Origin of the sequence: Sodaliphilus sp., from assembly GCF_045598405.1 — a bacterium.
Lineage (GTDB): Bacteria > Bacteroidota > Bacteroidia > Bacteroidales > Muribaculaceae > Sodaliphilus > Sodaliphilus limicaballi.
Genome location: NZ_JAZLLZ010000124.1, coordinates 27,142 through 40,512, shown reverse-complemented (window position 1 = coordinate 40,512; position 13,371 = coordinate 27,142). Strand labels below are relative to the sequence as shown.

Below are 13,371 nucleotides of genomic sequence, written 5' to 3'. Positions count from 1 at the left end.
TACTTCAGTTCGAGTGGCGTTGATTGGGGCTACTACTACCGTTACGGCGGGCAAAGCGTCCGGGCTGTGCGCGTTGCCTCAGAATAAGGCATCCTTACACGAAAAAGAACAAAAATTCCTACACCGTCCATCAGGATACCATGGGGTTGCGGGCACACGGCGGGAACGGAGTGCTCGCGCCCGCAACAGCGGAACCATCCGACGGTCTGGCGACCATCGGCAACGATGCAGTGCGGCCTCTGCCGAGGCCGGTGTGGTGGATGGCCCCCTGTCCGACGGTCTTCGACCATCGGTTACGATGCAGTGTGACGGGTTCCCCGTCAAAGCTGGTTGGGTCGTGTTGCTGTCTGGTGGTCTGCTGACCTACCACCGGTCTGGTGACCGCCGGTTACGATGCAGTGTGACGGGTTTCCCGTCAAAGCAGGTTCTTCGAGGCACTCATTTTGTGGTATTTATCACCCCATGCGGCGCACCTCTTCGAGGCTGCTTGCATGGGATTTTGCATAGTGAGGCTCTTTGAGCCTTTAACGTCTCCGACGTATTTAGCGGACCGAAATCTTAAAAAATGAAAGAAAATAACTATAAAAAAAGGAATGTTTAACTTTTAATTATTAATTATAATTTGTAACTTTGCAAGTGGAAAACTATCATTTGTAGGATAGTTGATATGTTTGTAATATAGAGCAATGAGACAATTTCTTGTAAATGTAGCACTTGTGCTAGCTTTATCGCTTAGCATTCCCGCTGTTGCACAACAGATGCAGTGGCGTGAGACTACGCATGAAGTGCAAGGACGCAGTCTCGTTGATTCGCGTGTGACCGATGGCGTGGAAATATTTGGTTCTAACGGTGTTATCACCATCCGTACAACAAAGAAAGTCCAAGTTAGAGTGTTCACGATTTTAGGTCAGAGTGTATCGGTAGCTACATTGAATCCTGGAACAAGTGAACTGAAGGTCGGGGCACGTGGGGTGTATATAGTGAAAATCGGAAACTTGACGCAGAAGGTTGCGCTATAAATGAGTTCTATTAGTTGTGAGAACACGCCCAAAAGAACCACTAGTAACATTAACCATTAATTATTAGGTAGTATGAGTAACGCGGAAAATATAGATTGGGGTAATTTGACTTTCTCCTATATGAAGACCGACTACAATGTGCGTTGCACATTCAAGGATGGTAAGTGGGGAGAGATTGAAGTGAGCCAAGACGAAACAATAAATCTGCACATCGCTGCTACATGCTTGCATTATGGCCAGGAAGTGTTTGAAGGTCAGAAGGCATTTGTGGGACAGGATGGCAAGATTCGTTTGTTCCGCATCAAGGAGAACGCGCGTCGCATCGCCGACAGTGCGCGAGGCATCATGATGGAGCCAGTGCCCGAAGACTTATTCGTAGAGATGGCAACCAAAGTGATTCAGCTTAACAAACGATTCGTCCCCCCCTATGGTTGCGGATCATCTTTCTACCTGCGCCCGTTAGAGATAGGCATCACTCCCCGTGTGGGTGTGAACCCTGCAACAGAATACACTTTCATTATCTTTGCAATGCCTGTTGGTCCCTACTTCAAGGGTGGTTTCAAACCCACCAAGGTGGCTATATATCGAGACTTTGACCGTGCTGCGCCTCTAGGTACAGGACGCTGGAAAGTGGGCGGAAACTATGCTGCCGGCATGGGCGCAACTGCTAAGGCCAAGGCTAACGGGTACTCGGCAGTATTGTTCCTAGACCCTAAAGAGAAAAAGTACCTTGACGAGTGCGGACCTGCTAATTTCTTCGCAATCAAGGATAACACCTATATCACCCCCAAGAGTGCGTCGATATTACCGTCAATCACCAACATGAGTTTGCAGCAGATCGCTGCCGACATGGGATTGAAGGTAGAATGTCGTCCCATTCTTGTGGAGGAGCTAGCCGACTTTGAGGAGGCAGCCGAGTGTGGCACTGCCGCAGTAACATCACCGGTGAGCGAGATATATGATGAGGCCAACGATAAGACTTATTATTTCTCGCCCGACGGCAAGCCCGGTCCTATCACCACCGAACTGTATACTCGCTTGCGTGCTATCCAGTGCGGTGACATGCCCGACAAGCATGGCTGGGTTACAATTATAGATTGATGCTTATCAAGACATGACTGAGTAAAAGTAAAAAGGGGTGTTGCACATGCAGCATCCCTTATTACAATAAAGAGATGATAGATTATAACAGTATAATTGAGAAATTTTATACAGCGGGTACTCCATTGCATGATGTGCTGGTGGTGCATAGCAAGCAAGTTGCCGAGCTGTCGCTTGAGTTGTGCAAGCACCTAAGATGCCATGGTGTAGCGGTTGACGAAGAATTTGTATATGCAGCAGCGATGCTCCACGATATAGGTATAATCAAGGTGGATGCCCCTCGCATACATTGCCTGGGGAATGAACCGTATATCAAGCATGGAATACTGGGGGCTGAAATGCTTGAATCGATGGGCCTGAAAGAGTATGCCCTCGTGTGCGAGAGGCACACAGGGACTGGGCTGACACTTGACGATATAAAGTCACAGGACCTGCCGCTGCCGCTGCGCGACATGACCCCGCAGTCGATAGAAGAAAAGGTGGTGTGCTATGCCGACAAGTTTTTCAGCAAGACCCATTTGGGCGAAGCTGCCCGTGATATTGAAACAGTGAGGAAGCAGATGGCACGTTTCGGAGAGAAATCACTGGCAAGATTTGACGAGATGCATGCCTTGTTGTGCGGTTGCGAGCCACAACCTAGGCATACATAACTTAAATGATAACTTAAAAAACAATAAATTCGGGAGCAAAGCAGTCATTTATGTGGCCTTAAATTTGCTCTATCCTAGACTTTGCAGTAACTTTGCATGTTATTTGACTCGCACTGAGATTGATGTTTAGCACCAAGTTGCGCATATTACCTGTCACCTTGATGGCTGTCATTGTCATGATGGCCGTGAGTTCGTTGTGCATGGCCCAGGAAATGGCGCCGCGGCAGCATGTGACGATGATGGACCGAGGCGACAGTATCGCAACCGACTCGGCCGATACAGTTGCTGTGCCTGTCGAGAAGTCTAGGTTTGTAAAGAGCAAAGTTGATCTTGAACATGTGGTGAATTTTGCTGCCAAGGATTCAATCGTGCTCTACGGCAAAAACAAGGCCAACATGTTTGGCGGCAGTAGTTTGCTCTATGGCGACATTGACTTGAGTGCTTATCAGATTCACATGGACATGGACAGCAGCCAGGTGCATGCAATGGGCGTGCTCGACAGTGTGGGCGACCTCACCGAGAAACCCGTGTTCAAGGATGCCAGCGGAGAGTATGAGTCTCGCGAGATGAGATATAACTTCAAGTCGAAACGAGGTTACATACTTGACATAGTCACAGAGCAGGGCGAGGGCTATCTCACTGGCGGTATCACCAAAAAGATGGAAAACGATGATTTTTATCTTAAGGACGGAAGGTACACCACGTGCGATAACCATGACAATCCTCACTTCTATTTCCAGCTCACAAAGGGTAAGATGGTGGCAAAGAAGAACGTTGTGACAGGTCCGGTGTATATGGTGCTTGAAGACTTGCCCCTGCCCATAGCATTGCCGTTTGGTTATTTCCCGTTTACCGAAAAATATTCCAGCGGTATCTTGATGCCAACTGTGGGCGAGGACTATAACCGCGGATTTTATTTGCGAAACGGCGGTTACTACCTTGCGCTGAACAAATACATGGACCTTGCGCTCACAGGAGAGATTTATACCCGTGGTTCGTGGGGCGTGGCGGCTCAGAGCAATTATTCGAAACGTTATAAGTTCAGCGGCAGCTTCAGTATTAACTACTTGACAACCATTACTGGCGACAAGGGCGACCCTGATTATAGCAAAATGCACAATTTCCAGGTGTTGTGGAGTCACTCGCAGAATCCCAAGGCCAATCCAAACATGACATTCTCGGCAAGCGTAAACTTTGCCACAAGTGGTTATTCACGCAATAACCTCGACACCTATTACACCAACTCTTTCACAGAGAACACAAAGAGCAGTTCGGTGAACATGACCTATAAGTTAAGTTCGAAATGGAGTCTCTCGACAACCGCCAACATCTCGCAGCGTACAGCCGACTCAACCCTGAGCGTGTCGTTCCCCAACTTTACCATCACGATGTCGCAGCTGGCACCATTCAAGCGCAAGCGTGTTGTGGGTGAGGAAAAATGGTATGAAAAGATCAAGATGTCTTATTCTGGACGATTCCAGAATTCACTCACTGCCAAGCAGAATGATTTCTTCAAGAAAAGTCTTGTGAAGGACTGGCGCAATGGTATGAGCCACAGCATCCCCATCTCGGCAACCTTCAACTTGTTCAAGTATTTCAATATCACTCCTAATGTGACGATGAACGACCGAATGTACACGAGCAAGATACGCCGACAGTGGGATCCCAATGCCAGTGTCGAGATTCAAGACACTACTTATAACTTCTACAATGTGTTTGACTTCAACTTCGGTGTTTCGGTCAATACCAAGATTTATGGTTTCTTCAAGCCGATGAAGTTCCTGGGTGACAAGTTGCAGATGGTGCGTCATGTGATGACGCCCACCGTTTCATTCTCGGCAGCTCCCGACTTTGGCAGCCGTTTCTGGGGATATTATGGTTCGTACGACTATATCGACCCCAAGGGCGAGGTCAAGACACGCAAGTACAGCTACTTCTCCCATGGCCTCTTCGGCAGTGCGCCCTCGGGCAAGAGCGGAACGTTGAGTTTCTCAATAGCCAATAACCTTGAAGCCAAGGTAAAGAGCGACCAGGACAGTACTGGTTACAAGAAGATATCTCTTATTGAGAATTTCACGTTGAGCCAGTCCTATAACATGGCAGCCGATTCGTTGAAATGGAGTAACTTGAACACCAGCATCTTGTTGCGCCTCACCAAGGGATTTAACCTGAACCTGAGTGCCACATGGGATGTGTATAAATATGGACTCAACGAGTATGGCCAGCCTGTGCGCATCAACAAGTTGCGTCTGTTCAACGGCGGTGGTTGGGGCCGATTGTCAAGCACTGGAACATCGTTCTCATACACAATCAACAACCAGACGTTCCAACGCAAGAAAAAAGACACAAATAACGCCACCAAGGAAGCCACAAGGCAACAACGTGCAGGAAATGATGCAAATGCTACATCAGATGACGACGATGATGATGGCTCGGGGTCGGATACAAGCGACGTAGTACTCAATGCCGACGGTTATGCCAAGTGGGAATTCCCGTGGAGCTTGAGTTTCAACTACTCGGTAAACTATGGATATGGCACGTTTAACTACGACAAGATGGAGTATAACGGCAAGTTTACCCACTCATTGAGCATGAACGGCAATGTGCGTCCTACAAAGAATTGGAGCATGTCGTTCTCGGCTAGTTTTGATGTCGAAAGGCGTAAGTTGACCTATATGAACTGCTCTGTGTCGCGCAAGATGCATTGCTTCACAATGAGTGCAAGTTTTGTGCCAGTGGGACCATACAAGAGTTATAATTTCCACATTGCCGTCAACTCGTCGATCTTGCAAGACGTGAAGTATGACAAGCACTCGAGTTATAGCAATGGAGTCACGTGGTTTTAAAAAATCGCTTCTGGTTATGAAATCAATATTGAGCATCGTCACGGCATCGCTAGTCACGCTGTCATTACCGGCAGGCAACCATGGAGATGTGCATGAGGGTGACTTAGTGTTTGTGGTTAATCCGCATGGCAACGCTATTACCAGCGTTACCACAGCAATCGACAGCCTTCCCATTGACCATGTGGCAATCTTGCACCGTGTGGGTGGAGACGATGGACCGTTATATGCTCTCGAAGCGATAGGGGCAGGAGTGTGCCTCACGCCTATTGATTCATTTATCAATGCAAATGGCGGGGCTGCTAATCTGGTGGCGGGTAGGGTAGAGGCTGTAAACCATCATCGCTCGGTGCGAAATGCATTGGCCTATGCGGGACGGCCTTATGACTACAACTATATGCCTGACGACAGTGCCATATATTGCAGCGAACTGGTGCAGAAGACCTATGTTGACACATGCGGTAGGCATATTTTCGGCACCATTCCCATGACGTTTCGTGACTCGTCGGGTGAGATTCACCCCTACTGGACGCAGCACTACGGCAAGCAGGGGTTGAGCGTTCCCGAGGGCGAGCCAGGAACCAACCCAGGGCAGTTGTCGCGTGATAAAAAAGTCAAGATACTAGACCTGAAATTTTAAAAATCCATTAGATATTATGAAAATAAGATTTACCACCTCGTTGATGCTTGCAGCATTCGTGTGCGCTACAATGAATGCGCAGAGCACAGAGCAACTGTTGCTCAGCGGATGGCGTTTTGAAAAAGGCGCTCACGCTGGGGCCGAGTCAACAACATATAATGACACAAAGTGGCAGCAGGTGACAATACCGCACGACTGGGCCATTAGCGGTCCGTTTGACAAGGAAATTGACAAACAAGTCGTAGCCATCGTGCAGAACGGCGAGAAAGAAGCGACCGAGAAAACAGGCCGCTCGGGTTCGTTGCCATGGATAGGCGAGGGCTGGTACCGCACCACGATAACAATTCCCGAGGGATATAGCCACGCCGAGCTGGTTTTTGACGGAGCGATGGCCGAGCCGCGTGTTTATATCGACGGCAAGGAAGTGGGGTATTGGGCATTTGGTTACAATACGTTCAAGCTAGACATCTCCGATGCGCTTCCCCGCGACCGGTCGGTAGAAGGTAAACTTATTCCCGGCGAACATACGCTTGCAGTGCACTTGCAGAATGTGGAAGAATCTAGCCGATGGTATCCCGGAGCAGGACTTTACCGCCCGGTGAGACTGGTGCTAGGGCAGGCTGTGGGGCTTGAGACTTGGGGCACATTTGCCCGCACGACTCGCCTTGACGAGGTCAATGCCAACGGTACTGCTGCAAGGCGCGCGTTGCTCACCGTGAATGCCAAGGTGCGCAAGCACGATGTGATAAAAGGAAATTACAGTATAGTACACAAACTGGTTGATGCACAAGGCCGCCAGGTGGCTAGCGTGAACACGTCGATTAACGAGAGTTATGAGACTTGCCAGGTGATTCCTGTTGCCGATGCTGCATTGTGGAGCCCAGAGCACCCTGTGTTATACACGCTGGTGACCGAGTTGCTCGATGGTGACAAATTGATAGACCGTAGCGAGATAAAGACTGGTCTGCGACTAACCGAATACACTGCCGAGGGTTTCAAACTCAATGGCCAAATACGCAAGTTCAAGGGAGTGTGCCTGCATCACGACATGGGTCCTGTGGGCGCTGCATTCAACAAGGCAGCGTTCCGTCGCCAGGTGCGTTTGTTGCAAGAGATAGGTTGCGATGCCATACGCACTAGCCACAACATGCCTGCGCCATGGCAGATGGACATATGTGACGAGATGGGAATGCTCGTAATGGCCGAGTCGTGCGACATGTGGGTATATCCCAAGTGCAAAAACGGATATGCCCGTTTCTTTGAACAGGTAGATACTGAAAGCCCCAATGCCGACGGACGCGCATGGTGGGAACGTGACTTTGAGAACCTTGTGCTCGCGCATCGCAATCACCCGTCGATAGTGATGTGGTCGATAGGTAACGAGATTCCAGACCAGAGCAGTGCCACTGGCTTGAAATATACCCGCAAGCTGCAAAACTTGATCCACAGCCTGGATCCCACACGTCCTTGCACGCAGGGCAATGACAACATAGGCGGGGCAATATGGAGCGGTGTGCTCTCGGCAACTGAAATCCCCGGTTTCAATTATCGCGTGCAGCAGTATGAGAAAGGTTTGGCAGCGTCACCACGCGGATTTATCCTGGGCAGTGAGACTGCATCGACAGTGTCGAGCCGCGGTGTGTATCACTTCCCGGTGGTAGAGCGTCATGGAGTTGCCGAAGATGCGATGCCCGACGGACAGGTGTCAAGCTACGACTTGCAGTCGTGTATCTGGAGCAATATCCCCGACGACGACTGGATGTGGCAGGACAAAGCCCCATGGGTGATAGGCGAGTTTGTGTGGACTGGTTTTGACTACCTAGGCGAGCCCACGCCCTACGACGAGTACTGGCCCTCGCGTTCAAGTTACTTCGGCATATATGACCTTGCAGGTTTGCCAAAGGACCGCGCATGGCTATATCGCACCCACTGGGCTCCCGAGAAAGAGACCATTCACTTGCTGCCTCACTGGAATTGGCAGGGGCGCGAAGGGGAGATTACCCCTGTGTTCTGCTATACTAATTATCCCGAGGCAGAGCTCTTTGTCAATGGTAAGAGTCAGGGACGTCGCAGGCATATAGACCTGTCGCTTGAGGACTATAAGGCGCTGATGACTGACGTCAAGACACCGTGGGGCGAGATGGCTAAATTTGCCGATCCTGATGCCCCCCAAGGCAAGAATCGTTTAGACCGATACCGCATGCGCTGGATGGACGTGAAGTATGAACCAGGCGAGGTAAAGGTTGTGGCATACGATGCCCAGGGCAATAAAGCCGCAGAGCGAGTGGTGCGCACTGCCGGAAAACCCCACCACATTGAGCTTGTTGCCGACCGCAACACTCTCACCGTGCTTCCTGTCGATGACAGTGGCAAGGCACTCGATACCCCCGACTTGAGTTTCGTGACCGTGCGGGTTGTTGACAAGGACGGCAACCTGTGCCCCGCAGCCAGCAACCAACTGTCGTTTGCAGTGAAGGGAGCATCGGCACGTTTCAATTCATGCTGCAATGGAGATGCCACCTCGACCGAGGTGTTCACATCGCCCACGATGAAAGCATTCAACGGCCAGCTCGTTGTGGTGGTTGAGGCAACTGCCACCCCAGGACAAGCGACGCTCACCGTCACTGCTCCTGGACTGAAAAAGGCTGTCCTCCCCATCACCATAAAATAATACGGCTTTCGAGAGTGTGTTCTCAAGAAGTCGTATTATATACAAGACAAAGATAACTAGACTAAATGATAAAAGACAATACTAAAGAATTTGAGAGCAAACCCATAGCGTCGTTGCTGTGGCAATATGCGTTACCAGCGGTGATAACGCAGATCATCGCGTCGATCTACAACATCTGCGACCGTGTGTTCCTCGGTCAGTTTGTGGGTGCGCTTGCGATTGCAGGCCTCACGGTGACGCTTCCCATCATGAACATCATTCATGCCTTTGGGTCGCTTGTAGGTGCAGGAGCTGGTGCTCGCATGAGCATTGTGCTGGGCAAGCGTGACATCCGTTGGGCTGAAGATATATTGGGTAATAGCACAATTCTAACTATATTCTTCGGGGCATTATTCATGTCGGCGTGGTACATTTTCAGTGATGCCATTCTGGGCATGTTTGGTGCAAGTGCCGATACTATTGCCTATGCCAAGGAGTACATGGACATTGTGGTACCAGGCATGTTTTTCACCACAGTGACTTTTAACCTCACGCATCTCATTCGCTCGTCGGGTTATGCCCGCAAGTCGATGTGGATCATGCTGTCGGGGTCATTACTTAACATCGCTCTGGATGCATTGTTCATCTACGTTCTTGACTGGGGCATCGCCGGTGCTGCATGGGCGACTACGTTGTCGATGGGTTTTTCTGCAATGCTGGCAGTGGCTCATTTCGTGAGCAGGAGTTCATTCATCCATTACCGCATGCATGGTTGGAAACCGCAATACCGCATATTCCGCAACATCCTTGCCATAGGTGTGAGCCCGTTCTCGATGAATGTGGCAGCCTCGGGCGTTGTGGCCGCATTGAACTTGCAGTTGCTCAAGTATGGCGGCGACCATGCGGTAGCTGCTATGGGCATAGCCAACTCTTACGTGCCGCTAGTGGTGATGTTTATCATAGGAATATGCCAAGGCATGCAGCCCATCGCTGGATATAACTACGGGGCAGGGCTTGCATCTCGACTGCGCGAAGTGTTCATGCTTGCCATGAAGGTAAATCTTGCGATAGGCCTGGTGGGGTCATTGCTCGTTATTTTTATTCCCAGATATATGGCAATGGCATTTACTACCGATGCCGGCCTGCTCGACCTGTGTGCGCCTGCATTGAGGCTCATGCTGGTTCTCTCGCCGTGCATTGCGTTCACCATCACTAACTCGCAGTTCTTCATGGCGATAGATAAACCATGGATTGCAATAGTCACCAGCCTCTCACGTCAAGTGCTCATCCTCTTGCCGCTGGCTTTTATCATTCCTCCCATCTTTGAAGATCTGGGTTGGAGCGGTCTCATGGGAGTCTTTGCTAGCCACACCGTGAGCGATGTCCTGGGTTCAGCTCTTGCTGGCTATCTCCTATACACTCAACGCAAAGTGTTGAGATCTTCTTGACAACACTACTCTATTTGGGGGAAGCAATTTCCTGTTATAGTAATAAAGAAAAGCGTTGCCACTGGATTGTGACAACGCTTTTAAAGTTTCGTTTACTCTGTAGAGGATTACTTGCGGATACCAAGTTCCTTCTTTGCGATGAGTGCACGGTAGCGGTTGATGTCCTTGCGCATGAGGTAGTCAAGGAGACGACGACGCTTACCAACAAGCATCTTGAGTGAACGCTGAGTCGTATGATCCTTCTTGTTGACCTTCAAGTGCTCGGTCAAGTGTTGGATACGGTAAGAGAATAATGCAATCTGGGCCTCGGGAGAACCAGTATCAGTATTGCTAGCACCGTAAGTTCCAAAGATCTCTTTCTTTTTCTCTGAATCTAAGTACATTAGTTTGATATATTAAAATAATTTCGCAAAATTGCGGTGCAAAGTTACTAAAAACTTTTCAATCACGCAAGTGTTTGTGCCGCAAAGGTAAAAGCAGACATAAACTTTTTTGGTGAATTTTTACTGACCGATGATGTTTTTGAACTTTTTCCAGTTGTCGGCCTGTTTGTAGTTGTTCACTGCGTCGGCAGGCACTACAAGCGCCACTTTGTCGTTGCTCACTTTGTCGAGCTTGGCGGGTACAGCACCGCGGCACACAATGCGGCCGAGCTGTTTGTTCTTCTCGGCAACCTTCTTTCCGATGTGGCTCACTGTAGAGGGAATGACAAATTCGATCAACTGGTTTTCGCTGAACGCATTGTCTCCTATGGACAGAAGTCCCTCGTTGAGTTCGAGGTGTGCAATGTCGCAATCGCGGAAAGCATTTTTGCCGATGGTTCTGAGCGACGCTGGCATGATGACCTCGCGCAGCTGTTTGCATTTCTTGAAGGTGTATTCGCCTATTTCTTTCAGTCCGTTGCCCAACTTGACGCTAGCCAGGTTGTTGCATCCCTCGAAAACGCTCTTGGGAAGTGAGACGACGCCATCGGGGATAACAACTGCTTGCAGGGTGCGGCAGTTGTGGAACGCGTCGGTTTCGATTGTGTTAACCGACTCGGGGATATCAATGTGTGTGAGTTGCACGCAGTCCTTGAAGAGGTCCTCGCGTATCACAGTTGTGCCTTGCGGCAGGTTGATGGATGTGAAGGGCGTGTTGAGGAATGCTGCTTTGCCGAAGTTTGTGCAACGGCTGGGCAAATCAATAGACCTCAACGACTTGCATCCTGCAAAGGCATAAGCACCGATTGAAGTCACGCTGCCGGGAAGCTCTACTGCTGATAGTTCCTCGCAGTTGTAGCATGCGTAGCTGGCAATGCGCTGCACGCCGTCGGGGACATAGAGCACGCCACGCAGTGCAGTGGGATAAGCCAGCAGCGTGGTCAGGTTGCGGTCATAGAGGGCTCCGCCCTCGGTGGTGTAGTAGCGGTTATCGGGATCAACGATGATCTCGCTGCAGTTGGCGAGTTTGCCCAGGTCGTTGTTGCCTATCTCGGTGAGACGGGGGATATAGAGGCTACGCAGGTTACTGCCGTTGAAGGCACCTGCGCCGAGGTATTCGAGACGGTCGGGGAGGTAAACATCGGTGACAGCGGTCTTTTCAAAGGCGCGGTCGCCAATGCGGAAGATGCTAGACGGGATGTAGATGTTGCGCAGGCGTGTACATCCGTTGAACGCAGAATTGCCCACGGTGGTCATGCCGTCGGGCAGATACACGTTGATGAGCTCGTTGCATCCGTAGAATGCTTCGTCGCCTATGGCTTCCAGTCCGCGGGGAAGCACTACGTCCTCCAGGTCATAGCAGTTGCGGAATGCGCCGCGGTCGATGAGTCTCAAGCGGTCGGGCAGGACGATGGAGCGCAGGTGTGAGCAGCTAGAGAACATGTTGCTCGACAGCACGTCGCGGTTAGTCGATGTGAAGAAAGACCCGCCGTTGTTGATGCGTGTGCGTGACATGTCTATGTCAATGTAGTTATCCACTTCTTTGCCATCAGCGCCAAAGACTTTGCTGCGTCGGCACAGTTTCTGGATATACTGCAGATCCTTGTTGTTGAGTTGTCCGTCGATGATGAGGAGTCGCACTTGCTTTTCCATTACCGGTCCCAGTTCTTCCTCGAGTGTTCCGGCAGCGCGCAGTCTCAAGTCGGCAACATCGGCATAACGTGAACGCTCGTAACGCTCGCGGTTGATGCGTTCGCGGCGAGGAGCCTGACCGCGTAGTTGTGCCACGGCACTGCTGGCAGTGAGCAGCGCGAGCATGATGAATAAAAAGACTTTTTTCATACCATGTATTTAGAAGTTAATGTTTCGTTTATTAATTTGCTTTACTTGTCGGGGAATTTGAGGTCGGCAACTTGCATCATGCGGTTCACGTCGAAGTAGAATCCTTGTGTGCTTTTGCCTTCCTTGGGCTTGACGGTGATGTACTCGATGCCGTCGCCCACTTCCTCGTGGGCTGTCGCTACATATCCCAGGAAGTTGATGATGTTGTATTCGTGTTCAGGAGCAATCACTACCCATGGTTCCTCCTTGGTGCCCTTGCCGCTCGACATGATTGTGGCAATGAGGCGGTCTAGTTTGAACTGGAGCATGGCAGCGCGCGCGTGTTTCTTCTTCTCCTTGAGCACGTAGATGTAGTATTTCATCTGGTTCATGTCGAAGATATTGTCTTTGAGCGACTTCTCGGCGTAGAGTTCGATGCTGTCGCACTCGGCGCGGGTGTGCGGTTCCTTGTAGTATAATTTTTCTACCACATTGCTATAGCGAGACTCCCTGAACGGGTTGTAGTCTTCCTGATAGGTGTATCCGTAGTAGAGGTTGCGATAAGCCTCGATGGACATTGTGGTGTCGCTAGCGCTCATGAACGATTTGAGCAGCTTGGGGTAAAAATAGATAGAGTTAGAGTTGTTAATCACTTGCTCAATGTGCTCGAAGTCAACTTTGTGCACGTTGAGTTTAGAACTTTGTGCCGCCATGTGCATTGCTGCTGAACTTGCAATGATGATGGATGCGATAGCAAATATTATCTTCTTCATGTTG

General features: G+C 50.1%; 10 protein-coding genes. 7 read left to right on the top strand and 3 right to left on the bottom strand.

Annotated features, from left to right (window positions below):
• Positions 1-716 precede the first annotated feature (716 nt).
• The 7 genes from ACKI3C_RS08840 (at position 717) to ACKI3C_RS08810 (ending at position 10,351) form a co-directional block, all read left to right on the top strand.
• Positions 717-1,019 carry a DUF6383 domain-containing protein gene (locus tag ACKI3C_RS08840; RefSeq protein ID WP_407404142.1) on the top strand — a complete coding sequence of 101 codons (303 nt, stop codon included), beginning with the start codon at positions 717-719 and terminating at the stop codon, positions 1,017-1,019.
• Between the two features lie 72 nt (positions 1,020-1,091).
• Entirely contained in the window at positions 1,092-2,120 is a 1,029-nt protein-coding gene (locus tag ACKI3C_RS08835) for a branched-chain amino acid aminotransferase (RefSeq protein ID WP_407404140.1), read from the top strand.
• Positions 2,121-2,194: 74 nt separating this feature from the next.
• Positions 2,195-2,770 (top strand): HD domain-containing protein, encoded by a 576-nt coding sequence (locus ACKI3C_RS08830; RefSeq protein ID WP_407404138.1) that lies wholly within the window; start codon positions 2,195-2,197, stop codon positions 2,768-2,770.
• Between the two features lie 137 nt (positions 2,771-2,907).
• Positions 2,908-5,616, top strand: a complete 2,709-nt coding sequence (locus ACKI3C_RS08825; protein WP_407404136.1) for a putative LPS assembly protein LptD — start codon at positions 2,908-2,910, stop codon at positions 5,614-5,616.
• A gap of 16 nt (positions 5,617-5,632) precedes the next feature.
• Positions 5,633-6,253 (top strand): YiiX/YebB-like N1pC/P60 family cysteine hydrolase, encoded by a 621-nt coding sequence (locus ACKI3C_RS08820; protein ID WP_407404134.1) that lies wholly within the window; start codon positions 5,633-5,635, stop codon positions 6,251-6,253.
• Positions 6,254-6,269: 16 nt separating this feature from the next.
• Positions 6,270-8,924: a glycoside hydrolase family 2 TIM barrel-domain containing protein gene (locus ACKI3C_RS08815; RefSeq protein WP_407404132.1), complete on the top strand. Its 2,655-nt coding sequence runs from the start codon at positions 6,270-6,272 to the stop codon at positions 8,922-8,924.
• 65 nt (positions 8,925-8,989) lie between these two features.
• Positions 8,990-10,351: an MATE family efflux transporter gene (locus ACKI3C_RS08810; protein WP_407404130.1), complete on the top strand. Its 1,362-nt coding sequence runs from the start codon at positions 8,990-8,992 to the stop codon at positions 10,349-10,351.
• Positions 10,352-10,458: 107 nt separating this feature from the next.
• On the opposite strand, the gene rpsO is transcribed toward ACKI3C_RS08810, so the two are convergent.
• From rpsO to ACKI3C_RS08795, 3 genes are all read right to left on the bottom strand, one after another.
• A complete protein-coding gene (rpsO, locus tag ACKI3C_RS08805) occupies positions 10,459-10,734 on the bottom strand; it encodes a 30S ribosomal protein S15 (RefSeq protein WP_407404128.1) in 276 nt (91 codons plus the stop codon).
• A gap of 120 nt (positions 10,735-10,854) precedes the next feature.
• Positions 10,855-12,615: a leucine-rich repeat domain-containing protein gene (locus tag ACKI3C_RS08800; RefSeq protein WP_407404126.1), complete on the bottom strand. Its 1,761-nt coding sequence runs from the start codon at positions 12,613-12,615 to the stop codon at positions 10,855-10,857.
• A gap of 41 nt (positions 12,616-12,656) precedes the next feature.
• Positions 12,657-13,367 (bottom strand): DUF4919 domain-containing protein, encoded by a 711-nt coding sequence (locus ACKI3C_RS08795; protein WP_407404124.1) that lies wholly within the window; start codon positions 13,365-13,367, stop codon positions 12,657-12,659.
• Between the last annotated feature and the right edge of the window lie 4 nt (positions 13,368-13,371).

Bases quoted from the DNA above. Each gene is read 5' to 3' on its own strand.
- ACKI3C_RS08835 (WP_407404140.1), top strand. From the start codon at position 1,092: ATGAGTAACGCGGAAAATATAGATTGGGGTAATTTGACTTTCTCCTAT.
- ACKI3C_RS08830 (WP_407404138.1), top strand. From the start codon at position 2,195: ATGATAGATTATAACAGTATAATTGAGAAATTTTATACAGCGGGTACT.
- ACKI3C_RS08820 (WP_407404134.1), top strand. From the start codon at position 5,633: ATGAAATCAATATTGAGCATCGTCACGGCATCGCTAGTCACGCTGTCA.
- ACKI3C_RS08815 (WP_407404132.1), top strand. From the start codon at position 6,270: ATGAAAATAAGATTTACCACCTCGTTGATGCTTGCAGCATTCGTGTGC.
- ACKI3C_RS08810 (WP_407404130.1), top strand. From the start codon at position 8,990: ATGATAAAAGACAATACTAAAGAATTTGAGAGCAAACCCATAGCGTCG.
- rpsO (WP_407404128.1), bottom strand. From the start codon at position 10,734: ATGTACTTAGATTCAGAGAAAAAGAAAGAGATCTTTGGAACTTACGGT.
- ACKI3C_RS08800 (WP_407404126.1), bottom strand. From the start codon at position 12,615: ATGAAAAAAGTCTTTTTATTCATCATGCTCGCGCTGCTCACTGCCAGC.
- ACKI3C_RS08795 (WP_407404124.1), bottom strand. From the start codon at position 13,367: ATGAAGAAGATAATATTTGCTATCGCATCCATCATCATTGCAAGTTCA.